General features: G+C 56.5%; 23 protein-coding genes. 8 read left to right on the top strand and 15 right to left on the bottom strand.

All coding sequences use genetic code 11. The annotated features are described in order from the left end of the window. Positions 1-1,812, top strand: a 1,812-nt coding sequence (locus tag GTN70_08355) for a hypothetical protein (protein ID NIO16997.1), incomplete at its 5' end; no start/stop codon positions are given. A gap of 276 nt (positions 1,813-2,088) precedes the next feature. Next, positions 2,089-2,565, top strand: a complete 477-nt coding sequence (locus GTN70_08350; protein NIO16996.1) for an Hsp20 family protein — start codon at positions 2,089-2,091, stop codon at positions 2,563-2,565. A gap of 46 nt (positions 2,566-2,611) precedes the next feature. Here the strand turns inward: GTN70_08350 and GTN70_08345 are convergent, their stop codons facing one another. Together GTN70_08345 and GTN70_08340 are read right to left on the bottom strand one after the other, a co-directional pair. Beyond that, the gene (locus tag GTN70_08345; GenBank protein NIO16995.1) at positions 2,612-2,863 is read right to left on the bottom strand and encodes a hypothetical protein; all 252 of its coding nucleotides are present in this window, start codon (positions 2,861-2,863) and stop codon (positions 2,612-2,614) included. Between the two features lie 133 nt (positions 2,864-2,996). Beyond that, positions 2,997-3,548, bottom strand: a complete 552-nt coding sequence (locus GTN70_08340; protein NIO16994.1) for a hypothetical protein — start codon at positions 3,546-3,548, stop codon at positions 2,997-2,999. Positions 3,549-3,932: 384 nt separating this feature from the next. Here GTN70_08340 and GTN70_08335 point away from each other — a divergent pair, with 384 nt between their 5' ends. The 6 genes from GTN70_08335 to GTN70_08310 all read left to right on the top strand — a co-directional run bounded on the left by GTN70_08335 (position 3,933) and on the right by GTN70_08310 (position 9,151). Then, on the top strand, positions 3,933-4,754 hold the full coding sequence (locus GTN70_08335; protein NIO16993.1) for an SCO family protein: 822 nt from the start codon (positions 3,933-3,935) through the stop codon (positions 4,752-4,754). Positions 4,755-4,843: 89 nt separating this feature from the next. Further along, positions 4,844-6,382 carry a cytochrome c oxidase subunit I gene (ctaD, locus tag GTN70_08330; GenBank protein ID NIO16992.1) on the top strand — a complete coding sequence of 513 codons (1,539 nt, stop codon included), beginning with the start codon at positions 4,844-4,846 and terminating at the stop codon, positions 6,380-6,382. A 30-nt stretch (positions 6,383-6,412) separates the two neighbouring features. Next, the gene (locus GTN70_08325; GenBank protein NIO16991.1) at positions 6,413-7,009 is read left to right on the top strand and encodes a cytochrome c oxidase subunit 3 family protein; all 597 of its coding nucleotides are present in this window, start codon (positions 6,413-6,415) and stop codon (positions 7,007-7,009) included. 14 nt (positions 7,010-7,023) lie between these two features. Beyond that, complete coding sequence (locus GTN70_08320) at positions 7,024-7,314, top strand: cytochrome-c oxidase (GenBank protein NIO16990.1); 291 nt, start codon at positions 7,024-7,026, stop codon at positions 7,312-7,314. Positions 7,315-7,323: 9 nt separating this feature from the next. Then, positions 7,324-8,268 carry a cytochrome c oxidase subunit II gene (gene coxB / locus GTN70_08315; GenBank protein NIO16989.1) on the top strand — a complete coding sequence of 315 codons (945 nt, stop codon included), beginning with the start codon at positions 7,324-7,326 and terminating at the stop codon, positions 8,266-8,268. Between the two features lie 22 nt (positions 8,269-8,290). Then, a complete protein-coding gene (locus tag GTN70_08310; protein NIO16988.1) occupies positions 8,291-9,151 on the top strand; it encodes a protoheme IX farnesyltransferase in 861 nt (286 codons plus the stop codon). Positions 9,152-9,239: 88 nt separating this feature from the next. On the opposite strand, the gene GTN70_08305 is transcribed toward GTN70_08310, so the two are convergent. The 13 genes from GTN70_08305 to GTN70_08245 all read right to left on the bottom strand — a co-directional run bounded on the left by GTN70_08305 (position 9,240) and on the right by GTN70_08245 (position 21,862). Further along, positions 9,240-10,349 carry an NADH:flavin oxidoreductase gene (locus GTN70_08305; protein ID NIO16987.1) on the bottom strand — a complete coding sequence of 370 codons (1,110 nt, stop codon included), beginning with the start codon at positions 10,347-10,349 and terminating at the stop codon, positions 9,240-9,242. A gap of 129 nt (positions 10,350-10,478) precedes the next feature. Next, positions 10,479-11,273 carry a 1,4-dihydroxy-2-naphthoyl-CoA synthase gene (locus GTN70_08300; protein NIO16986.1) on the bottom strand — a complete coding sequence of 265 codons (795 nt, stop codon included), beginning with the start codon at positions 11,271-11,273 and terminating at the stop codon, positions 10,479-10,481. Positions 11,274-11,378: 105 nt separating this feature from the next. Continuing rightward, positions 11,379-11,621, bottom strand: a complete 243-nt coding sequence (locus GTN70_08295; protein NIO16985.1) for a thioredoxin family protein — start codon at positions 11,619-11,621, stop codon at positions 11,379-11,381. Positions 11,622-11,657: 36 nt separating this feature from the next. Continuing rightward, the gene (locus GTN70_08290; protein ID NIO16984.1) at positions 11,658-12,704 is read right to left on the bottom strand and encodes a permease; all 1,047 of its coding nucleotides are present in this window, start codon (positions 12,702-12,704) and stop codon (positions 11,658-11,660) included. A 117-nt stretch (positions 12,705-12,821) separates the two neighbouring features. Beyond that, complete coding sequence (locus GTN70_08285; GenBank protein NIO16983.1) at positions 12,822-13,169, bottom strand: metalloregulator ArsR/SmtB family transcription factor; 348 nt, start codon at positions 13,167-13,169, stop codon at positions 12,822-12,824. Between the two features lie 180 nt (positions 13,170-13,349). After that, positions 13,350-13,727: a cupin domain-containing protein gene (locus GTN70_08280; protein NIO16982.1), complete on the bottom strand. Its 378-nt coding sequence runs from the start codon at positions 13,725-13,727 to the stop codon at positions 13,350-13,352. A 105-nt stretch (positions 13,728-13,832) separates the two neighbouring features. Further along, positions 13,833-14,426, bottom strand: coding sequence for a hypothetical protein (locus tag GTN70_08275; protein NIO16981.1), 594 nt, complete (start codon positions 14,424-14,426; stop codon positions 13,833-13,835). 229 nt (positions 14,427-14,655) lie between these two features. Next, complete coding sequence (locus GTN70_08270; protein ID NIO16980.1) at positions 14,656-15,918, bottom strand: FAD-dependent oxidoreductase; 1,263 nt, start codon at positions 15,916-15,918, stop codon at positions 14,656-14,658. Further along, entirely contained in the window at positions 15,915-16,805 is an 891-nt protein-coding gene (locus GTN70_08265; GenBank protein NIO16979.1) for a phosphosulfolactate synthase, read from the bottom strand. The genes GTN70_08270 and GTN70_08265 overlap by 4 nt, the downstream gene beginning before the upstream one ends. Next, a complete protein-coding gene (locus tag GTN70_08260; GenBank protein ID NIO16978.1) occupies positions 16,798-18,186 on the bottom strand; it encodes an MmgE/PrpD family protein in 1,389 nt (462 codons plus the stop codon). Before GTN70_08260 ends, GTN70_08265 begins: the two co-directional genes overlap by 8 nt. A gap of 358 nt (positions 18,187-18,544) precedes the next feature. Continuing rightward, positions 18,545-20,137: an FMN-binding glutamate synthase family protein gene (locus tag GTN70_08255; protein ID NIO16977.1), complete on the bottom strand. Its 1,593-nt coding sequence runs from the start codon at positions 20,135-20,137 to the stop codon at positions 18,545-18,547. Between the two features lie 250 nt (positions 20,138-20,387). Further along, positions 20,388-20,840, bottom strand: coding sequence for a hotdog fold thioesterase (locus tag GTN70_08250; GenBank protein ID NIO16976.1), 453 nt, complete (start codon positions 20,838-20,840; stop codon positions 20,388-20,390). A 233-nt stretch (positions 20,841-21,073) separates the two neighbouring features. After that, the gene (locus GTN70_08245) at positions 21,074-21,862 is read right to left on the bottom strand and encodes a hypothetical protein (GenBank protein NIO16975.1); all 789 of its coding nucleotides are present in this window, start codon (positions 21,860-21,862) and stop codon (positions 21,074-21,076) included. Positions 21,863-21,984: the final 122 nt, after the last annotated feature.

Here is a 21,984-nt window from a genome sequence, read left to right as displayed (position 1 = left end):
GAGGACCCGGCGTGCCGGAAAAAGTGGGAAAGCTCCCTCTATTTCACCATCGTCGCCCCTCAGCTCATCCACGCGACGAGCGATATCTACGAAAGGAGCATCATCGGGGACCTCCTGCAGGAAGACGTAAACCGTGCCCAGATATCGGTGGCGACCCGTATTGCGGAGCTCAACGGTCTGCACGCGACGACGGTAGAACGGGTGTGGTCCAACGCCGAGAATCAGGCCCTTTTGCTTGCCGAAACATTTGTCGGCGCCGCGTATTCCCCCACCTGGTTCGCTTCCCTGCACGATGCCCTCGGTGCGGCCGCACTCGGGGAGGCTCCCACCGGATATGGAACGGAAGATGATTTCTTTGCCCTCGTCGGCTTTCTCGATGCCCTCCCGGAAGGGGGAAAGCGACGGAAGACAAATGAGCTTTTGATCGCGAACGGATATCTCTACGAGTATTTCCGTCTCGGGGCCGACGAGTCGCTCATGAAAGAGCGTTTCGGACTCACGCCTGAACAGAACCCGGACGATATCATACGCGGTGTTGCCGCAAAAATGGGTTTCGAGCCGGACGGACAAACGGCTGCCTACGATGTGGGGGGTGTGTCTGACATCGTCAGCGCCTCGCTGGCCCTGATCGAGCGGTTCGCCGGCGAATTTACCATGCCAAAGGCCTCTACGATTGGCGCATCGGAGATTACGGCAACCGGTGCCGCGCTGGGCGGTACCGTGAACCCGAACGGTCTCGAAACGGATACCTGGTTCGAGTGGGGAACGGACCCCGACCTGGGCAGCTTTGTCAGAACAGGCACGCAGCCAGCGGGAAAAGATGCGGCGGAAACACCCGTCACCCAATCTGTCACGGGCCTCAATCCCATGTCCACATACTACTTCCGCGTCGCCGCATCAAACGGAACCGGCGATGCTCGGGGGGCGGTACTGAGTTTCACCACCCCCGGGATTCCTCCGAGCGTTACCTATTCGCTGGGTGAGCCCGCAACGGGCAGCAGCGCAGCGCTGATCGGCAATGTGAATCCGAACGGGCTCCCCTCCGAGGCCTGGTTCGAGTGGGGGCAGGACCCCGCCCTGGCGAGTTTCACCACCACCGCGGCCCTGTCCGTTGGCTCAGGCACGACGAGCCAGGAGATCACCCATACTCTGCAGGACCTCGACCCGGGCGTCCGGTACTACTTAAGGGTGGCGGCATCAAACAGCGCGGGCGCATCGCAGGGGCCGGTAATGAGTTTCATCATCCCGCCGTTCATCGTTACCACGCAACCGCCATCGGACGTAACGACGGGCAGCGCAACTATCGGGGGCCTGCTCGATGCAGGCGGCCGGGCGAGCAGCGCATGGTTCGAGTGGAGCGGGGCGGCGGACTTCTCGACGGTCAACAAAACTCCCGTTCAGTTTTTTGACGAGGGGGCAGAAGGCACAACCGTCGTTACGCAACTCAATGATTTGAGCCCCAACAGCACATACTATTACCGGTTCGCCGCCTCGAGCGGCTCGCAGACCAGGCTTGGGAGTATCATGAGCCTCACCACGCCCCCTGCCGGCACCCATCTGAGCACAACCACCCTTTACTGGTCTGCGCCGGCAACGAGGCAGGATGGCTCCCCCCTCAGCGACCTCGCCGGTTTCAAGATATACTACGGCACCTCTCCCTTCACCTACACGCAGAGCATAGACGTAAAGAACGTCACACGCTATTCCCTGCAAAACCTGCCTCCCGGCACCTGGTACTTTGCCGTAACGGCATACGACTCCCTCGGGGTGGAAAGCGCGTTCTCAAATGAGCTCAGCAAGATTATTCCCTGACCCGCTTTCCATAACAGGAACCCGGCGGCCCTGAAAAAAATCACGGGCTACAAAAGAGGGAAGAATCGGAAAAAATAGGTTTATAATAAATACTATAGGGGAGATTACTATTCTATAGAAGAAAGCGTTTTCGCAACGGACCGCAAGGCAGGAATTTTTTAATCGGATAAGCGACCTTTATATCGAAAAACAATCGTGAAACAAGGTGATAAAGGAACTCGAAACCCCATGAAACCCTGATTGTAAGAAAGCCTTCGGGTGAACAGGAGGTGACTTATGGAAAGGAAGGTTGCAAAGGAAGTCTCGTTGAAGGAATCATCACCCCGTGAAGAGATGGAAAGGTGGTTCGAGGATACGATGAGCAAGACCTTTCCCCTCTTCGGGCCGTCATGGTGGCCGAGGCGCGCTGTTTTCGAGGCGGAAGAAATCAAGCCTTCCGTAGACATATTCGAACAGGGCGACGATGTAGTGTTGAAGACAGAGCTGCCGGGCATGACGAAGGACGACATCTCCGTTACCTTGAAAGACGATCTCATTACCATCTCCGGCCAGAAAAAGAGAGAGGAAAAGGTAGATCGGGAAAACTACTACCGCGTCGAGGTCTCCTACGGCTCCTTCTCCAGAACCTTCCGCCTTCCGGTCGAGGTGCAGGGAGAAAAGGTAAAGGCGAAATTCAAAGACGGGATACTGGAGATTCGCATACCGAAGACCGAGGAGGAGAAGAAAAAGGGAATCAAGATCGATATCAAGTAGCGAAAAAAAGGCCCGGGAATGCTCCCGGGCCCTCTCCTGCTTTCTTCTATCTGCCGATGAGCCGGTGGAGGTAGGAAAGTATCTGGGCTGAAAACTTGTTGTATACGACAAAAGCTGTTATCAACAGCAGCGCGACCTTGATTATCGGCCACAGATCGAGTTTTTTCTGCCTTGCCTTGACCGCATCCACTGAATCGATCTGCTCCTCGGGCGTCTTCAGTATCTTCCCGCAGGAGATGCACCTCATGGCGCCGGCCAACAGCCTGCTACCGCAATGGTGACAGTAGGTATAGTCCATATTCGAAACCTCTACCCTCTGCTTCCTGCAGTTTACATCGGCATAATCATCCCATTCCTTTAACCGGGGGGGAATTCGGTTCTCTGAAGCGGCAGGGGGTTTTTAGGATCCTCGTGGAAGGATTCCCGTCGGCTCACTCAACCTCTTCGAGGACAGCGATCCGCAAACGTTGTATCCCGAAATCGATGGCCCTTTGCACCTCGTCAGGGCCCATCGCAATGTCAACCCTGTTCCGGTAGCGCCTGTTCATCCTGTCGAGGACCCGGCACTCGCCGTAATTTTCGATGAGGAGCCTCGTGCCCAGGGGGAAGCCATTGGAAGCGCAGATCCGATCTCCCGAAAAAATCATCTCGCAGAGGTCGTCGCCCGTGGCACCGATGCAGGGGCGATCATCGGTCTGGGCCACCACGCCGACGTTGTACGCGGTAACCTCCCTGACCGCCTCGCTGACAATCTCTAAAACCTCTGCCTGCGGCGACCCGGTGTCGGAGTAAACCATTTTCGTGAATGGCTGCCTGTCTATCACGCGTCCTTCGGTAACGGTTTCCAGGCCAGAAAATCCAACGCCGAAGGCAACGATCAGCGCAGATACCAGGACGAGCGCCCCCCTCACCCTGTCGGCCTTCTCCGGATTGCTTGCCGGCGGGATGTTCCCCCTCCCGCCGTAAACCTTTTTCTCCTTCACCGTCTCTCTCCGGTGGTCGTTATCGAACCCGGTGGGGTAAATTTTTTCTGGCCGCCCCCGGGGAACCTGCTCAACATTCCTTCATCTTTCCTTCCTTTATGAGATATATGAGAATTTTTCCCGGATTCATCATTTTTTCCGCTCCCTTGCAGAGACAAGAAGCACGGATAAAATTACGGGGGGGGGGGAATGATCACACGTCGCGCCCGACAGCAACTGTGGTACATTATTAGTCAGGCGCAGATAGAGAGCGGGGGATCTTCCCCGGCAGGAAAACCGGTTTGCCCGGAGGGCAGCCAAACCATGTTAAGAACCGGCAAGAAACCCTCCGGGAGTGCGCCGGGCGTTTAAAAACACCTTTTTTTTCCACAACCAGATAGTACAATGGACACCGTGAACCGGCAGAAGAAAATAATCCTACTCGTTACGATCCTGCTTCTATTCGGCCCCGGGCGCCACGGCCTGTTGGCGGAAAAGAGCCCGCCGGGGGAGGTGTCCGCGGGAAAGGTGGCGGTATTCCAGAGGCTGGGGAACTACGTGCCCCTTGGCCTGACCTTTACCGACGACAGGGGAAACGAAGTCGTCCTGCGGGACATGGTCGACAGGCCCACGGTGATTTCCCTGGTCTACCTGAGCTGCAAACACGCATGTCCGATGCTGCTCTTCGGACTGGCGGAACTGCTCGGGGAAACGGACCTGAAACCGGGAGAAGACTTCAACGTGATAACGGTGAGCTTTGACGAACATGACACGCCTGCCGTGGCTGCGGAGAGAAAGAAAGGGTACCTCCAGTCCATCGGCAAACCCTTTCCTGAAGACGAGTGGCCGTTTCTCACGGGGAAGGGGGAAACCATAGAGACATTGACCGATTCCGTCGGTTTTTCCTTCAAGAGAGAGGAAAACGGGATGTTTACCCACCCCGTGACGCTTGTCGTCCTCTCGAAAGAAGGAAGGGTCATACGATACCTGAGCGGCACCACGTTTCTTCCCTTTGACCTGAACATGGCCGTTTTGGAAGCATCCGAGGGGAGGATCGGCTCCATCGTCAAAAGAGCAATGCTCTACTGCTTCAGCTACGATCCCGCGGGCAAAAAATACGTTCTCGATATCCTGAAGGTGGTGGGCATCGTGACGATCCTGTGCGCCGCCTCTTTCGTCACTTTTCTCGTGGTGACGGGCAAAAAATACCGCAACAGGACGAGGTGATTACATTGTCAGGGAGCGAAGTCGCCGGCACGGGGCACCAAGAGAGTTACCTCGACTACCGGGGGAAATACAAGGGTATCCTCTCCTGGATGCTTTCGACGGATCACAAGAGAATCGGCATTCTCTACCTGGTCTCCCTCTTTTCTTTTTTCCTCGTGGGCATGAGCCTTGGCCTGACCATGCGCTTCGAGCTCGTCTCTCCCGGCAGAACGATCATGAGCCCTCAGACGTACAACTCCATATTCACCCTCCACGGCGTGATCATGATCTTTCTCTTCATCATCCCCGGGATCCCGGCAGCTCTGGGTAATTTCTTTCTCCCCCTCCAGATAGGGGCCAAAGACGTGGCCTTTCCGCGTTTGAACCTCCTGTCGTGGTATCTCTACATGGCAGGTGCTCTTTTGGCCGTCCTCTCCCTCTTCACCGGGGGCGGCCCTCCCGACACGGGGTGGACCTTTTATGCCCCCTACAGCATCGAGACAGGCACCAACGTCCCCCTCGCCGTATTCGCCGCCTTCGTCATCGGTTTCTCATCGATCCTGACGGGCTTGAACTTCGTGACCACGATGCACAGGCTCAGGGCACCGGGAATGGGATGGATGCGGATGCCCCTCTTTCCCTGGTCCCTCTACGCAACGGGCTGGGTGCAGATCCTGGCAACGCCGGTCATCGGCATCACCCTTCTCCTCGTGATCATAGAGCGGTTCTTCGGGATCGGGGTCTTCGACCCGGCAAAGGGGGGGGATCCCATACTCTACCAGCACCTGTTCTGGATTTATTCCCACCCGGCAGTGTATGTCATGATACTCCCGGCCATGGGGGTGGTATCCGAGATAATTCCCACTTTTGCGAGAAGGACCATATTCGGCTACAAAGCCATCGCCTTTTCGAGCGTGGCCATCGCCTCCGTGGGTTCGCTGGTCTGGGCACACCACATGTTCACGAGCGGGATGAGCGATTTCGCAAGGGTGGTTTTCTCGCTTCTCACCTTTATCGTGGCAGTCCCCAGCGGGATAAAGGTCTTCAACTGGGTGGCCACGTTCTACAAGGGCTCCGTGAAAACCGAGACCCCCCTGCTCTACATCCTCGCTTTCATCTTCCTCTTTTCCATCGGCGGATTCACCGGGCTGATGAACAGCGCACTGGCGCTGAACCTGCACATTCACGACACCTACTTCATCGTGGCCCATTTCCACTACGTCATGTTCGGCGGCACGGCCTTCGCCTTCTTCGGGGGGCTCCACTACTGGCTCCCGAAGATGTCGGGGAAGATGTACGACGAGAGAAAGGCGAAGATCGCCTGGCTGTTTGTCTTCACCGGCTTCAACCTGCTCTACTTTCCCATGTTCATCATCGGGTACCTGGGCATGCCGAGAAGGTACTACGACTACCCGCCGAAATTCCACGGACTCAACCTGACATCCACCATCGGATCCTGGATCCTTGCAATCGGGCTCATACTCATGTTCACAAACCTGATCCTGTCCCTCTCCAGGGGACAGAAAGCGGGCAGCAACCCCTGGGGAGGGACAACGCTGGAGTGGCACACGCCATCCCCTCCTCCCCTTGAAAACTTCGATGAGATCCCCCACGTAACGGGGGGTCCCTACAAAAGGACCAGGGAGTAAGGCCACATGCAGGAAAGTAGCGGCCACGCAATGGAAAAGCACGTAGATTACACGGGGTCGAAGATCGGCATGTGGCTCTTTCTCTTCACCGAACTGATCCTCTTCGGGGGGATGTTCCTGCTCTATTCCGTTTACCGGTACAAGCATCCCCAGGAATTCCATGCCGGGGCAGCGGAGCTGGACGTCGTCCTCGGGGCCTTCAACACCGTTATCCTTCTCACGAGCAGCATGACCATGGCCCTCTCCATCCTGGCACTCCGGAAGGGCAATAAAAAGCTCTCCCTGATCTTACAGCTCGCCACCATCGGGCTGGGATTGCTCTTTCTCGTGAACAAATATTTCGAGTGGGGCGCAAAGATCCACCACGGCCTCTACCCCGGATCCGAGCAGATTCTGCAAAGGAGCAAGGGTGAAATCCTGTTTTTCGGGCTCTACTACACGATGACGGGGCTTCACGGGCTCCACGTCCTGATCGGCCTCGCCGTGATCGGCTTCACCGTCTACATGACGCACCGGGAGAGAATCACGGGCGAGGACTTCGTGATACTCGAGAACACGGGTCTGTACTGGCACCTGGTCGACATTATCTGGATCTACCTCTTCCCGCTCTTTTACCTGATAACCTGACAAGGAGAGTTCAGATGGCGGATAAACATACGGAAGAACACACTGCCGGCTACGGCACCTACTTTTACGTCTGGATCACCCTCCTTCTCTTCACGGTGATAACGGTGGTGGTGTCGCTCATGCACCTGGGAAACCTGAGCATCCTCACGGCACTGGTAATAGCGTCGATCAAGGCCCTGCTGGTTCTCGCCATATTCATGCACCTGAAGTACGAGAAAATGGTTTTCAAGGTCATGTTCTTCGTCGCCATCATAACGCTGACAATATTCATCGGGATGACGTTCATCGACGTCCTGTACAGGTGAGCACATAAGATGATAACCGGTTTCCCCACACTATCGGGCACAGTGGACAGGGTATTTTTCTTCATCGCCGCGGTGTCCCTGCTCATTCTCGTGCTGGTAACCGCCTCCATGATCTACTTCGTCATCCGGTACAGCAGGGAGAGAAACCCCCACCCCGAGGACATAGAGGGGAATTTTCTCCTCGAAGCGGTCTGGACCCTGATACCAACCGTCCTGGTCCTCGCGATGTTCTACTACGGCTACGCCGGGTTCAAGTACATGAGGGCCGCGCCGAAAAACGCCATGATCGTCAAGGTCACCGCCCGTCAGTGGTCCTGGCTCTTCGAGTACGAAAACGGGAAGAAGAGCGGTGAGCTCAATGTGCCGCTCGGCAAACCGGTGAAGCTCGTGATGACCTCGGCGGACGTGCTCCACAGCCTTTTCATCCCGGTTTTCCGCATCAAGGAGGATACCGTCCCGGGGCAGGAGACCTACCTCTGGTTCATTGCCGACAGGCCGGGGACCTTTGACCTTTTCTGCGCCGAATATTGCGGCGTGGCCCACTCTGCCATGATTTCGAAGGTAAACGTGATGCCCGGGGATACGTTCGGCGGATGGCTCAAAGAGGGCGTGAAGGCGGCGAAGGCGGAAACCGGGAGAGAGCCGCAGGAGGATGTCTCCGCGGAGAGGGGGGCGTCCCTCGTCGCGGAAAAGGGGTGCGTCGGGTGCCACTCGATCGACGGGAGCAGGATGCTGGGCCCCACCTTCAAGGGCATATACAGCAGGAAGGTGGTGGTGATAACCGGCGGTAAAGAGCGGGAGATCATATCAGACGAGGAGTATCTGAAAAGGGCGATCCTGAATCCCGGCGCCGATATCGTCAAGGGCTATCCCCCCGTCATGCCGTCACAGGAGGGTCTCCTGACAGACGGTGAGGTGGGGGAGATCATTTTGTACCTGAAGACACTGAAGTAGTAAAGAACAGCGAGCGCACAGGATGAAACGGGCGAAAACCTTCTCCCTGGTGAAGGGAAACATATCGATCCTCGCGTCCCTCTCGGCCGTTGCGGGATTTGTTCTTCAGGCTGGGGAGTCGTCCCTCTCCCCGTCACTGGCGGGGGTTTTCCTCGGCACCCTCACCATCGCCATGGGCGCCTCTGCGCTCAACCAGTATCAGGAAAGAGATATCGACTCCCGGATGGACCGGACGAGGCAAAGGCCCATTCCCGCGGGGGAGATCACGCCCAAAGCCGCCCTCGCCGTGGCACTGGCCCTCGCCCTCTCGGGGACGCTGATTCTTCTCACCGCGGGGGGAATCGCAGCGGCCGGCCTGGGAGCCTTCGCCCTCTTCTGGTACAACGGGGTCTACACCTACCTGAAAAGGGTCACCGCCTTCGCCGTCATACCCGGCGCCCTGGTGGGTTCCATTCCGCCTGCGATCGGATGGGCCGCAGCAGGGGGGACCCTGGCCGACCCGAGAATCGTCACCCTCTCCTTCTTTTTCTTCATCTGGCAGGTACCCCACTTCTGGCTCCTCGCCATACGCTACAGCGACGATTACCGTCGGGCAGGCCTCAAAACGCCCGCCGATCGGCTCAGCAGGAAGCAGCTGCCCCGCATTACCTTCATCTGGCTGATGGCAACAGCGGTAACGTCCCTCTCCCTGCCCCTCTTTCAGGTAACGGGATCGCGGGCAACGGGCGCCCTTCTTACCGCGGCGGCACTGCTCTTTATGGTGAGAAGCATTTTCATCCTCGGGAGGAAAAAGAGGGATTTTCCCGCTTCCGCGCTGTTTCAGGCGACGAACCTCTTCGCGCTCCTCGTCATCCTCCTCGTCTCCCTGGGAGGAATCCTGTGACAGGGGAAGGCTCCTTGTTGTCCGGGTGAGATCTGCGCCTGTCCCTTCTTGCTGTTCAATGGGCTCTTTACTCTGAAATGCCGGCAGTTTACGCTTCCCGCTCCCTCTTTTCCACGATGCAGTAGATGCCGCCCTCCTGCATGCCCGGGAGGAAGCAGCCATTACAGGAAATGCACTTCGCCTTGGTAAGGTCACCCGAAGACCACCGCGAGACGAGCCCCGGTTCCCTGATAAAGGGCCGGGACAGGGAAAAGAGGTCGGCGTCACCCGACAGGAGTATTTCCTCCAAAAGGGCCGGGGAGCGAAGGCCCCCGACGAGGATGATAGGGAAACGTACCTGGCTCTTCAATATCGAGGCGTACTCCCTGTGGTACGCCTCTTCCTCGATGCCGAGTATCCCTATCCTGGCAGGGTTCCTGTCTCCCGATGCAGGCGTTCCCCCCGAGACCTCCATTCCATCCAGGCCTTCATCCTCCAGCATCTTCGCAAGCCTGATGAGGTCACCGAAGGAAAAGCCGCCCGTCAAAAAGTCGTCTGCGTTGATCTTGATGAGAACGGGGAAGTCTTTTCCCACGCCCTCTCTGACCCTGCGCAAGACCTCCATGAGAAACCGGGAGCGGTTCTCCAGGGACCCACCGAACTCATCCTTCCTCTTGTTGGTGAGAGGGGAGAGAAACTGGCTTATGAGAAAGCCGTGTGCACCGTGAATCTGAACCCCGTCGAAGCCACACCGTACGGAGCGCACCGCTGCCTCCCCGAAGGCCCCTATGACGTCCTCTATGTCTTTACCGGTCATCTCCCCGGGCACCTCGGGATAGGAGGGAAAGGATATGGCGGAGGGAGCAATCGTCCTCATCCCGGAAACAGACTCCTTTCCCTGCCCTCCCGCGTGAACGATCTGGGCCACAATTTTCCCTCCGAGAGCGTGCACCCGGCTAACCAGTTCTTTCAGGTGGGGAACCAGAGCATCATCATACAGACCCATCTGGAAAGGGTTTCCCTTGCCATCCTCTCTCACGTAGGCGTATCCCGTGATGATGAGACCTACCCCCCCCTTTGCCAGTTCCTCGTACAGAGAGGCGAGCTTTTCCGTCGGCACCCCCCTGTCGTCGCACATTCCCTCCCAGGTGGCGGACCTAACGAAGCGGTTGCTCAGGGTAATGTTTCCGAGTGTAAACTCATCGAAAAGGGTCATCATGGCAATCCCTCCCATTGAGCCGGTTCTTGGAACAGAATACCAGATGTTCAGCGCTATTTTGACAGGAAAAGAATTGAAAAAATCCAAGTTTTATGAGGCGTCGGCGGGGACACGAAACACCTGGGCGGCCTACTTTTTGTCAGCCCAGTCCCTGAAGTTCGGCTTTCGCTTGTCCCTGAAAGCACGGAATCCCTCCCGGGCCTCTTCCGTTCCCCAGAAGCGGGTGAGGGTGTCCACGCCCTCCTCCATGGAGCGCTCCAGGTAATCGGCAAGCTCATGGTGCGCCTTCTTGGCGATCGATATCGCGGTCGGGCTCTTCGTCAGTATCTCACCGGCCCAGCTTCGCGCTTCCTCCATGAGCCGGTCGTGGGGCACCACGGCGTTTACCAGCCCCATCCTCTCCGCCTCGCGGGCGTCGTAGGTGCGGCTCAGATAGACCATCTCCTTTGATTTTTTCTCCCCCACGAGGAGGGGCAGGAGCTGCGTTCCTCCCATGAGGGGCACCGATCCCACCTTCGTTCCCGCCTGGCCGAACTTTGCCCTCTCCGATGCGATGGTGAGGTCGCAGGCGATGTTGACCTCGTTTCCACCGCCGATGCAATAGCCGTTCACGGCCGCGATAACCGGTACGGAGACCAGCCGTATCGCCAATATCATCTCCTTGAAAAGGCTCAGGTAGGCCTCCCTCTCCCCGGAATCACCCTCGGCGAGCGCGATGATCTCATCGAGGTCTCCCCCGGCAGAGAACGCTTTCCCCGCTCCCGTCAGGATGATTACTCCCAACGCATCGTCCCTTTCGGCCTCCCGCAGCGCCCCGATAAGAGCGGAGACGAGATCGGCAGAGAGGGCATTGTACACCTCGGGCCGGTTGAGGGTGACAACCGCGATACCCTGATCTTTATCGACGATCACGGGACTCCCCATATCCTCCCTCCTTTCGTAAACCTCGCATGCCCGGATATTGATACATCACATGATCTTTGCCTCCTTGTCAACAATACCTTTACGGGAATGCCTCTTTTCCCTGCGTTACCCGGCAATTTCCGAGAGCAGCCGCTTGAGCTCCTCCAGGGTAGGAATTCTCCCCGCAATTTTCACCATCCCGTCTATCGCCACCGCCGGGGTCAATGCGACCCGGTACTTCATCATTTCCCGTATGTCCTCCACCTTGGATACATTTGCATCAAGTCCCATCTCTTCAACTGCCTGCCTGACCGCCTTCTCCACGACCCTGCACTTCGGGCAGCCCGGACCTAAAACGGTTACGTCCATGATCCACCTCCTGGAGACACAATGGAAAAAAGCTCCCTAAAAAATGAAATTACCGAAAAACCACCCCATCAGCGTGCCGGAGACGACGATCACCGGCACGTAGACGGTTGCTTTTTTCACCCCGAAGACCCGTGCGATGGCGAGCCAGTTCGGAAGGCTCACGCCTGGCCCGGTAAGAAGAAGGGCAAGGGCAGGCCCTTTTCCCATGCCCAGCCCCATCAGGGTGTGCACAAACGGCGCCTCGGTCATGGTGGCAAAGTAGGTCACCGCCCCGATCATCGTCCCGAAAAAGGAGGCGAGGATTCCGTTGCCGCCCAGCCACTGCCGTATCAACTCCTCGGGGAGTAGCTTTCCGATAACCCCCACCAGGAAGACCCCTCCCAGGAGCAGGGGAAATATGATGCGGACGAACCACCACGTCTCTTTCGCCCAGCTCCAGATCCTTTCCCGGGGGATCCTCTTCCAGGCATAGAGCGCCATGGCGAGGGTGCATGCGAGCCAGACGCTCACTTTGAGGATATAGGGTCTGTTCCTCACCAGGTAGTTCGGCAGAAGCAATGAGAGAAGAATGAGACCGATGATAATCAACTCCCGCCCCGCTATCAAACTTCCCCTGACCTGCTCCCTGCCGGCATCGCCCGATTCTCCCGGAGACCTATCTCTGAAGGCAAATCCCATTGCCGTTCCCACAACGAGGGCCATGACGAGCGAGGCGAGAACCCTCGAAGCCATCATGCCGGAACCCAGAATGCTGCCGGTGTAGACCAGGGCCAGAATGTTGGCCGACGGAGCGACCCACAGCAAAATGAATGCGGCGCTCACCCCGGCTCCCGCGAAGTAGAGACCACCGGCCACCGGTATCACCGTGCACGAGCATGCGGCGAGCAAAAAACTCGCTCCCGAAGCCAGGGAATATGATTTTATCCTGTTTGCCCGCTGCCCGAGATGCTCGAGCACGAGATTCCTGTCAATAAAGGTGACCATCGCCCCGGCAAGCAGAAAAGCGGGAACGAGGCAGGTCAGCACGTGGGTGGCAACGTAATCCTCGACAGCCCTTACCCCTGCAAAAAGAATATCCCCCATGTCCAGCCCTCCTGGGCCATTGCACGTTTTACCTGACGGATCAACCGGGAAAACGGCCTTCGAATCCCCCATAACAATATATGTAAATATATAAATACAATGTTGAAAAAAAACCTTTTACTTTTTGTCGCTGCAGATCTTTTCCCTGTCGATGCCCTTTACCTTACCGAGGTCCTCCACCACCTTCTCCTTCCCCGCGAGGGCCTCGAGGAGCACCTTTCTCAGATTTTCAACTTCGGGGGCAACCCCATCGGCGAGCCGGTAGTTCACAAAGAGCCCCTCCTTTTCAAAATCAACGAGACCTGCGTTGTAGAGCACCTTGAGATGGTGAGAAACCGCGGGCTGAGAGAGGTTGAGCAGGACCTCGAGCTCGCAGACGCAGAGGTTGCGATTTTCCAGGAGCTTTAGAATCCTCATCCTGTTTTCGTCGGACAGGGCTTTCAATATGGCTACGATGTCTTTCATTGATCATGTTTAAGTATATTTAGATATATAAATATACTATCCGGGCAGTTTTGTCAACGATAAACTGAGGCCGTCTGACCGTTCCATCAGAACAGTTTCCGGCTTCCCGTTTCTCGTTTCTGGTTTCTCGCCGGTTGTTTTCTAAAAACCCGGAGATGGGAATTTCGAGCGATGAATTGATTATATCCAGCTTCCTCTCCTGAGCCCCTCCTGCACCTCACGGTGATCCTCTTCGGTGGGTGCCGGTGTCACGACATGGAGGACAGCCATGTCCGAGCTCGCCCTGACCCCTCTTTTTTCCCCCCGCGAAACGGTGACGATGTCGCCACTTTTCACCTGCCTTCTCTCGTCTCCCGCCACCACCTCTCCCTCCCCCTCGATGACAAAGAGGAAAAGATCCACCCCCGGGCTGTGAACGGGGATAAACTGCCCCTTTTTAAAGAAAGCGAGGATAACCTTCACGTTCCCGTCCTCGTACAGGGCTGTTGGATTGAACTTTTCCTCCGTGTACGCTCTCAGGTCATCTACGCTGGTAAAACGGGTTTTCCGTCGGCTCACGTTTCCTGCCCTCCTTTGGTGTCTTATCAAGCGTTTGCCACGAGGTTCCGGTCAACTGCTCACTCCCCCGGGACTATGGGGAATACCCCCACCGCAACCGACAGGTCAGTGATCATGATGATGATGGTGATGGTGGTGACCGGCGTGCCCGAGATAGACCTTTTCCAGGGCGTGAATGAGCTCGTGGTACTCATCGTGCTTGCCGGCCCCGATCTTCTCGATCTCGAACTTCTCGAACTCATCGACCATCTTTGCCTGAGCTTCCTCACCGAGCTTCGCATCGATAACGGGCCAGAGGATATCGTCCTCTTTCCTGATGTGTTCCCGGAGAAAGGATATGTACTTCCTCCCCTCCTCGACGATTGCCGTTGGAGTATCCCCCTCCTTACCCCGGTAAGCCTCTGCCCCGGCGCCAATCTTTCTCACGTATTCCCTTCCCTCTTCGTGCTCTTTCAACAGTTCATCGACGAGCTCCCTTGACTCTCCAAGATCGTAGTTTTCCAGCTCGGTAAAGAGCAGGTCCTCCTCTTTCCCGTGGTGGCATCTGTCAGCGAAATTTCTGAAAAACTCAACGATATCAAGTAGGTGGGCCGGTTCAACGTGGTTGTTTCCATCGAGTTTTTTGCAGATTTCCTCAAAAATCGAGAGCATGATTTTGATGCCGTCGTGCTCTTCCTTCAAAACTTCTGTCGGTTTCATCTTCTCCACCTCCTTGTCGATATGATTGCCGATTGAATTTCTGAGAGCAAGTTTCACTATACAGGTAAAGAGGAAAATAGCGATTGATTTACATCAATAATGAGGTGAAAAACCCCTTTGTCCCATCGACCCGGTATGGGTACCATATTATTACGGATATTCCTTCGAAGATAGTAGAACAGGGTTTTGATCGGTCATCTCGATATCATCTCACCTTTGCAATTACCCCTCACTCGGCACCACCCAACCTGGTCGTGGGCAGGATGATCTTGACGGCGCGCTCGAAGAAGAAATAATCCCATGCCCAGTTTATGAGCACGAGGAGCCGGTTTCTAAAGCCCATGAGTTTTATTATGTGGACAACCAGCCAGAGAATCCAGGCGAAAAATCCGGTGTATGCCCTCTCTCCGATATGCGCGACTGCTGCGTTCCTTCCGATAACCACCATCGTTCCCCTGTCCCGGTAGGAAAAGGGAACCGGTTTCTCGCCCCTCAGCTGACGCCCGATATTCTCCGCGGCCGCCGTTCCCTGCTGTATGGCAACGGGGGCCAGCATGGGATGAGGCTTTTCAAGGAGGTCGCCGACCACGTAGACCTCCGGGTGACCGGGAAGCTGAAGGGTCGGGTACACTGCTGCACGACCATGTTCGTCCGCCGGGAGCCCCCACTGCTCGAGGAAGGGGGAACCGGTAATACCGGCAGTCCAGATAACGGTTTCCGAATCGATTGAGGAGCCATCCTGCAAAAGAACGCCCTCCTTGGTCACTCGCGTAACCTGCAATCCGGTGCGGACCGAGACCCCCAGTTTCGACAGGCGCCTCCCGGCATATTCGCCCAGCTTCTCCGGCAAACTGGATAACAGCCTTCCCGTACCCTCGAGGAGAATGAGCCGTACATGGCGAAAATCTATCTCGGGATAGTCTTTGACGAAAGGGCCTTTGATAAGTTCGATCAGAGCACCCGCATATTCCACACCGGTGGCTCCCCCCCCGATAATGACAAAGGTGAGCGCCCTTTTCAACAGACCGGGGTCCCGGCTCCCCGCGGCCTTCTCGAAACGGGAAAGTATCCTGTTCCTGAGCACTATCCCTTCCTCGATTGTTTTCAAAGGAAAGGTATGCTCCGCCGCGCCCGGAACACCGAAAAAGTGTGACGTGGTACCCCCGGCCACGACGAGATAGTCGTAGGAAAAGATGCGGTCACCGGCATAAACGGACTTTGAGGGAAGATCTATCCTCGAGACTTCCGACATGGAAAAGCGCACGCCCGGAATGTGACGGAGCATTCCTCTGACCGGATAGGTTATCTCTTCAGGCTCCAGCTCGGCTGCCGCCACCTGGTAGAGAAGCGGGAGAAAGGTGTGATAATTGTTCCGATCGAGAACAGTGACAGAAACAGGCTTGCCGGCCAGGCCCCGGGCGGCCCAAAGGCCGCCGAAGCCTGCACCGATAATAACTACCCGGGGCCGATTCCCCCGGGCGTGGCCATTCATTTCGCCATTCGCTGAACTTTGAATGGAGCCTCCTTTTTCTCCTCCTTGAACGTGACCACCCTGCCCCAGAGACTCTTGGTACCCCAGATACCCCTGCGGAGAGTCTCGAGGTGGACAATATGGCTGTGATCGACGAAGAGATTCACTTCCGCCCCGTAATTTTTCACGTACCAGCCGAAGACTTCGGGATCGGCCGCCTCGAACATGACCTTTTCAAGCCCCAGTTCTCTGATGATCTTCGATACCACATCCGTCCTCCACACCCGGACGTCCTCGGTAATCCCCTCTGACTCTATCATCACCATATAAGCGCCCGCATCGAGAAATTTCTTCGCCTGCATGATTACCCAATCGGTGTCCCGCGTCCCCTCGGCCTCGAGCTCATCCGCTCCGCTTGCGCCTCCCGCGCCGAACTGGATACCAACCTCGGGCTTGGCCTTCAAGCCCGACCGTTGAACCTTCTGCACCAGGTGCAGCCAGTCGTCCGTCGGCAGCGAGATGAAGCCGCAGGACAGCTCGATGATATCAAATCCTACATCCCGGCACTCCTTGATGTAATCGTCCACGGAGTGAGGGTTCTGTGCCAGTATGTACTCGATAAACCCGCCCGTCGAAACGAGCACGTCATGCTTGTGGGCGAGGCCTATGATCTCCTTCAGCACATCCCGGTCCATCAGTGCGAAGGAACCGCCTGCAAACTTCAGAGAATCGATATAGTCTCCCATAGTTTCGAGAATGTCCTCGAGGTACCGTTTCCCCATGGGCGTGTAGTAGGGCCCCCGGATCTCCGTGATGCCCCTTTTTCGCGGTTTGGACTCTCTCTCGTTTATCCTGACAAAATCGAATGCCCTCGTTCCCTTTCTCTGTATCTTTTTGCCTTTACCCATGACTCAACCTCCTTTCATCGAAGTGGATGCTTTCGAGCACCCCGGTTAAGTCGGCAACCTGATACCGCTCCAGGTCAGCCGTGATGTCGATTATCTCTTTTCGTTGCTTCGACGGGATGTAGGGGGAAGCGAGAAGATCGAATTTCTTCTCAACCTTTTTCCACGACAGGGGGCGTGTGACGAAGCCCTCGTAGTCGAGCTTTTCCTTCTCGAGGACCCTGCCGTCGTTGAGGAAAACATTCAGGCGGGTCGGCATCTCGGCGGGAAAACGGGCCGAAAACTCCTCCCTTGGCCTGACGCGAATCTTGCGGAGAAGATCCTGAACGTCGTCCCGGACGATGCGTTCGTGATGGTACTGCTGCGGCATTACCGTCCCATCCAGAATGGCAACAGCCACCATGTACTGGAGGCTGTGATCGGCCTCCTCCTTCGTCTCGACGACCCACTTGTCCCCCTCCTCTCCGCCGCCGATGATATTGTAGGCGACGTCGAACACCTCAATATCTATTCTCTCCACATCTTCGGGCCAGAAGCCATGCTCCTCTTTCAATTCGAGGATACCCTCGATCGAAGGCTGGGAGTGGATCTCGGCGTTGTACTTTTTGATGATCGTGCGGGTAACACCCTCGAGATCCTCCTTCGACCAGTCTATTGCGAACTTCCCTGCTATGGAGTCGAAGAACCCCTTGTTCCCCTCGAAAACTTCCGATGGGCCCGTTATGCCACCCCGGGCAAGATAGGCTGCATGGGTCCCGCAGAAAGCCGTGTTCGGATACGCCAGACCCTTCCAGTGGGAAATGCGGCCGGTCCGGGTCACCCTGAGGGCGTTGAAAGCTGTACCGCTTATGGCAACCGCGTTCGCCGTCTTTTCCCGATCCAGGGACAGGGCCTTCGACACACCTGCAGCCACCGCATAGGACCCCTGTGTCGTGTGGTCAAACCCCCTGTGCCGAACAGGTGCCTCGTCGGAGAGGCGGATGTGAACCTGGTATGCAACTGCCAGCGCCGTAAGAAAGTCTCTCCCACTTCCTCCGGAAAATTCCGACGCGGCAAGCACTGCACCCAGGTTATCGCTGGGATGACAGGTTTCTCCCTTTGCCAGATAACTGTCGTTGAAGTCCAGGTAGCGAACCAGGGCCCCGTTGTAAAGGGCAGCCCTGTCCGGAGAAGTCCTCCCTCCACCGATGAGGGAGCAGTGCCCGGCTCCGCCCATTTCATCGATGTATCGAAGGATTATCTCAACAGGCTCTCCGCTCAGCGCTCCCAGGGCACAGGCGAGGGAATCGAGAACGCGAATCTTGAGCTCTTTCTTTGCTCTGCCCGATATGTCGTCAAAAGATCTGCCTGCGATAAATTCGGCAAGCTCCTTTGCGATAGTCATGGCATAATCTCCTTATATATAAAGCCCTTGCAGTATACTCAAGGGATTAAAGTTTGCTGCATTTTTATGCTATTAATAAATTTTACCGTTAATGATAAGATGACTGACGGTGACTCGCGGTTTCACTTTTTTGACTCCCCACGACCTTTGAGAAATACTTCTTTTCGTTTGCTTCGCGTCATCGTGCGGTCAAAAAAGACGCAGGTAAGGCGAAAGGGGAGACAAAACGCCGATATCGACGGGCCTGATTTAAAAGAAGGGTTTATCGACAGAAATAGCAGGGAGAAGAAAAAGCGGGGCCAATCGGGGCAACCGTCAGGTCTGCCCTGCATGAACCCCGCTTACACGCGAAAATCATCTACTCGTCAAGGATCCTTTCCGCCTCCTCCCTGTAGGAATCCATGACGTAGGGGATGCCGGAGACCTTTGCCGCATCCTCCGTCAGGGCCATCAGGTCGCTGCGCGAGATGGTGGAGAGCCTGAAATTCCTGCTCCCTGCCATTAACTGCTGCAGGCCGATCGCCATCTTTCTGCTGAAGGTGAAGAGCGCCACGGCGCCCAGGGGTATGTTCTCCATCTCCTTGCCGTATTTCTCTTTCAATTCGTCGTAGTTGAGGAAGATCTCTTCTACCCTGGTACCATATTTGGAGATGGTCTTCGGAAGGTCTTCCGTCTGCAGCCAGTGCTCGATGTTCTTTCCGAGCATGCCCGGTATCATGAGGGCTCTGCCCATGCAGACTGCCTTGACGTAAGGGCTTCCCATGGCTATTGCCTTGAATACCCCGTCCTCGGAGGAAAAGCCCCCCGCGATGGCAATGTCGGGGACACGGAAACCTTTCTCTCTCAGTTTCTCGCAGAATTCGTACGTAAGGCTCTGGATGTAGAACGTGGGAATTCCCCACTCGTTCATCATCGGCCAGGGGCTCATTCCCGTGCCGCCGGGGGCGCCGTCTATGGTGATCAGGTCGATTTCCGCCTCGGCACCGTACCGCAGTGCCATGGCGAGCTCTGCAGCCGAATATGCACCGGTTTTCAGGGTTATTCTGCTGAAACCGATCCCCCGGAGCCGCTCCACCTCGGCCATGAAGGCCTCCTTCGTCACAAAGCCGAGCCGGGAATGCCTCTCGAACTCCCTCAAGCCCCTGTCTCTGTAAGCCTCCTGTACGGCGTGCTCCTCCGGGTCGGGGAGGACAACGTAACCCCTCCTTTTCAGCTCCAGCGCCCTTGCCAGCTCCCGCACCTTTATCTCCCCGCCGATGCACTTTGCCCCCTGACCCCACTTGAGCTCTATCGTTTCAAGGCCGTGCTTTTCGTGAACATATTCAGCAACACCGAGCCGGGTATCTTCAACGTTCAGCTGTATGAGGATCTCCCCGTACCCCTCGTGATACCGGTTGTAGGTCTCGATCCTCCGGTCCATCTCGGGCGATTTTGTGACCTTCCCGGCGCCGTTTATCTCCAGCCTCGGATCGATACCGCACACGTTTTCGCCGCACACCAGCGTAATCCCGGAGATAGCAGCCCCCACGGCAAAGTGCTCCCAGTTGACCCTGGCTATGTCCGTTGAACCGAGGGCCCCGGTAAATACGGGGACGCTCATCTTGACCTTTTTCTCCCAGCCGTATTCGGTCTCCACGTTGACGTTTGAAAATACCGCCGTATCGGGCCCCGGCTCCATGTCATCAGGGAGGCCCTTTGCCCCCACTGCATACCCGTGGATATTGATGTGGGAATAGTCTATGGGATAATCCTTGTCGGCACCCGCCGTTATCCTCCCGAACGGGCCCGGATAGAGAACCTCCCGCCCCCTGAATGATGATAACCATACCTCACATCCGCCCTTGCACCCGTCGAGACAGTCGGTGCAAATACCCGACATGGGAACTACACCACGCGACCGGTTGAAGGTACCCGTCGCCGTGTTTGCATTCGGACGTCTTAAATTTCCCATAACTACCCTCCTTAGTTGTCGTTATCTAATTGTGATAGCCAACCCGGCTAACAGTCAAAAAAAACCTCTGAGCATGTGCAGGAGACTGCACAACCCGACGCTGAAACATCAAGAATTGATGGGTCAGGAATTTTACTTATATACGAAAATTTCATTTGTGTAAAGATATCTTGATGAATTTTAGCACCCCTGTTCATGGAGAGCCCCCCCTGTGTCCTTCCTCGCCGATACCGGCGCTTCCCGGGGTATCTCAACCCACCTCGTCCCTGCCAAGGGCCGCTATGAGCGTCATCAGCGACGTGGCGCAGAGCTTTTTCGCACCGCTTTTCTCAGCGTATACCTCGGTCATGCACACCGTGAGCGTCCTCCCGGCCCTCGTCACCTGCCCGCGGGCAACGAGGAGATCGCCGTCCCCGGGAGCGAGGAGATTCAGTTTGTACTCCACGGTGAGCACCGAAGCGCCCGGGGGCATAAGGGTAAGGGCGGCAAAGCCTCCCGCGTTGTCGGCGATGGTGCCGATCACGCCTGCGTGAAAATACCCGTGATGCTGGGTGAGATCCTCCCTGAAGGGCAGGTGGATCTCACAGAATCCGGGCTCGACCCTTGCGAGCCTGGCCTCGATCAGATTCATGAACTTCTGGCGGTTGAAACTTCTGGTTACTCGTTTTTCAAAATCCGGGTCTTTCGGCTCAAAGGCATCCATAGATCCTCCCTCCACCGCTGTAAGTCATTGAATTTTTGCAGTATCAAGGTTCAACCTTCAGCGATACCACACCGGTCGTATCAGGTTTCAGGCTCCGCCTTTCGGGAAAAATACGTTCAAGACCAGAATACGGCGTCTTTCTTTTATCGCCCCGGTCCCGGACTCAAAGGGTGCCTGCTCTCATTGCGCATGCAAAAATCAGAATCCTTACCCGCTGCCCTTATGTCCGGCCGTCAGGGCCTCTTTCCCCCGTCACTGCCCACGGGGCAGACTGCCTGGCAGGCAAAGCAGTAGTAGTAGTTTCCCGACATGAAGTTCTGCCAGAGGTCCAGGCTCATCTGGCTGCCCAGAAGCTCCCTCCTCTTTTCCTGCGACCCCTCGAGAAGATCGTAAAGGAATTTTCTCCATGCGCGGTATCCTCCCGAAAATATGGTGGCCCCGCACTTTTTCCTGTCAACCTCGCCTTTCCCCATCAGGGCCCCTGCCGGGCAGGAATCGACGCACCTCATGCAATCCAAACACAGCCCCTCGGCAAGCGGGCCCTCCGAGGGCAGGGCAGCATCGGTCACCACCCCGCAGATTCTGACAGCCGGCCCAAAGGTCTCCGTTACGAGCAGGCCCGATTCGCCCAGTGAGCCGATTCCCGAGCAGACTCCCGCCGCCCGCCAGTCGACTGCCCCGACCATGCCCGATTTTGGGGGCGACATGTCGATCGGGATGAAGGCCGGGACGGCAACGGCTCGATACCCCATCGATTCTGCCCGCCGGGCCAGCCCGTGGGCGATCCGGCCCACCTCTCCGTAGGTATGGATGGTGTCGAATTGGGCAACCTGCAGGTCTTCCGAGGCGATGGCGCTTCGCGAGTGGGGTGCCGCGACTACCAGCACCGACACCGCCCCGGGGAAAATCCTCTCTATGTCCTCCCTGTTTTCGCCCAGGTCGGAAACCGGGCATGCCCCGAAGGCGGCGGCGCCGGAATCGATCGCCTTCTCTTTCAACTCCCGGTAAGCTTTCCCGTCCATTCCCTCCTCCCAGAGTAATTTTGATCCAGTATATTACATTCTCCCAGAGAGATGAACCGAACTCCTGAAGGGTGGCATATGCTCAGAGAAATTCAGTCCCGGGTCTCCTGAAACCAGTTTCG

It is taken from the genome of Deltaproteobacteria bacterium (genome assembly GCA_011773515.1).
Taxonomy (GTDB): Bacteria; Desulfobacterota; Deferrimicrobia; order J040; family J040; genus WVXK01.
The sequence above is the reverse complement of the archived record's forward strand: the minus strand, read 5'-3'. Positions and strand labels throughout refer to the sequence as shown.

Excerpts from the sequence above, each read along its gene's own strand:
- GTN70_08350 (NIO16996.1), top strand. The coding sequence starts at position 2,089 with ATGGAAAGGAAGGTTGCAAAGGAAGTCTCGTTGAAGGAATCATCACCC.
- GTN70_08345 (NIO16995.1), bottom strand. The coding sequence starts at position 2,863 with ATGGACTATACCTACTGTCACCATTGCGGTAGCAGGCTGTTGGCCGGC.
- GTN70_08335 (NIO16993.1), top strand. The coding sequence starts at position 3,933 with ATGGACACCGTGAACCGGCAGAAGAAAATAATCCTACTCGTTACGATC.
- ctaD (NIO16992.1), top strand. The coding sequence starts at position 4,844 with ATGCTTTCGACGGATCACAAGAGAATCGGCATTCTCTACCTGGTCTCC.
- GTN70_08325 (NIO16991.1), top strand. The coding sequence starts at position 6,413 with ATGGAAAAGCACGTAGATTACACGGGGTCGAAGATCGGCATGTGGCTC.
- GTN70_08320 (NIO16990.1), top strand. The coding sequence starts at position 7,024 with ATGGCGGATAAACATACGGAAGAACACACTGCCGGCTACGGCACCTAC.
- coxB (NIO16989.1), top strand. The coding sequence starts at position 7,324 with ATGATAACCGGTTTCCCCACACTATCGGGCACAGTGGACAGGGTATTT.
- GTN70_08310 (NIO16988.1), top strand. The coding sequence starts at position 8,291 with ATGAAACGGGCGAAAACCTTCTCCCTGGTGAAGGGAAACATATCGATC.
- GTN70_08305 (NIO16987.1), bottom strand. The coding sequence starts at position 10,349 with ATGATGACCCTTTTCGATGAGTTTACACTCGGAAACATTACCCTGAGC.
- GTN70_08300 (NIO16986.1), bottom strand. The coding sequence starts at position 11,273 with ATGGGGAGTCCCGTGATCGTCGATAAAGATCAGGGTATCGCGGTTGTC.
- GTN70_08295 (NIO16985.1), bottom strand. The coding sequence starts at position 11,621 with ATGGACGTAACCGTTTTAGGTCCGGGCTGCCCGAAGTGCAGGGTCGTG.
- GTN70_08290 (NIO16984.1), bottom strand. The coding sequence starts at position 12,704 with ATGGGGGATATTCTTTTTGCAGGGGTAAGGGCTGTCGAGGATTACGTT.
- GTN70_08285 (NIO16983.1), bottom strand. The coding sequence starts at position 13,169 with ATGAAAGACATCGTAGCCATATTGAAAGCCCTGTCCGACGAAAACAGG.
- GTN70_08275 (NIO16981.1), bottom strand. The coding sequence starts at position 14,426 with ATGAAACCGACAGAAGTTTTGAAGGAAGAGCACGACGGCATCAAAATC.
- GTN70_08270 (NIO16980.1), bottom strand. The coding sequence starts at position 15,918 with ATGAATGGCCACGCCCGGGGGAATCGGCCCCGGGTAGTTATTATCGGT.
- GTN70_08265 (NIO16979.1), bottom strand. The coding sequence starts at position 16,805 with ATGGGTAAAGGCAAAAAGATACAGAGAAAGGGAACGAGGGCATTCGAT.
- GTN70_08260 (NIO16978.1), bottom strand. The coding sequence starts at position 18,186 with ATGACTATCGCAAAGGAGCTTGCCGAATTTATCGCAGGCAGATCTTTT.
- GTN70_08255 (NIO16977.1), bottom strand. The coding sequence starts at position 20,137 with ATGGGAAATTTAAGACGTCCGAATGCAAACACGGCGACGGGTACCTTC.
- GTN70_08250 (NIO16976.1), bottom strand. The coding sequence starts at position 20,840 with ATGGATGCCTTTGAGCCGAAAGACCCGGATTTTGAAAAACGAGTAACC.
- GTN70_08245 (NIO16975.1), bottom strand. The coding sequence starts at position 21,862 with ATGGACGGGAAAGCTTACCGGGAGTTGAAAGAGAAGGCGATCGATTCC.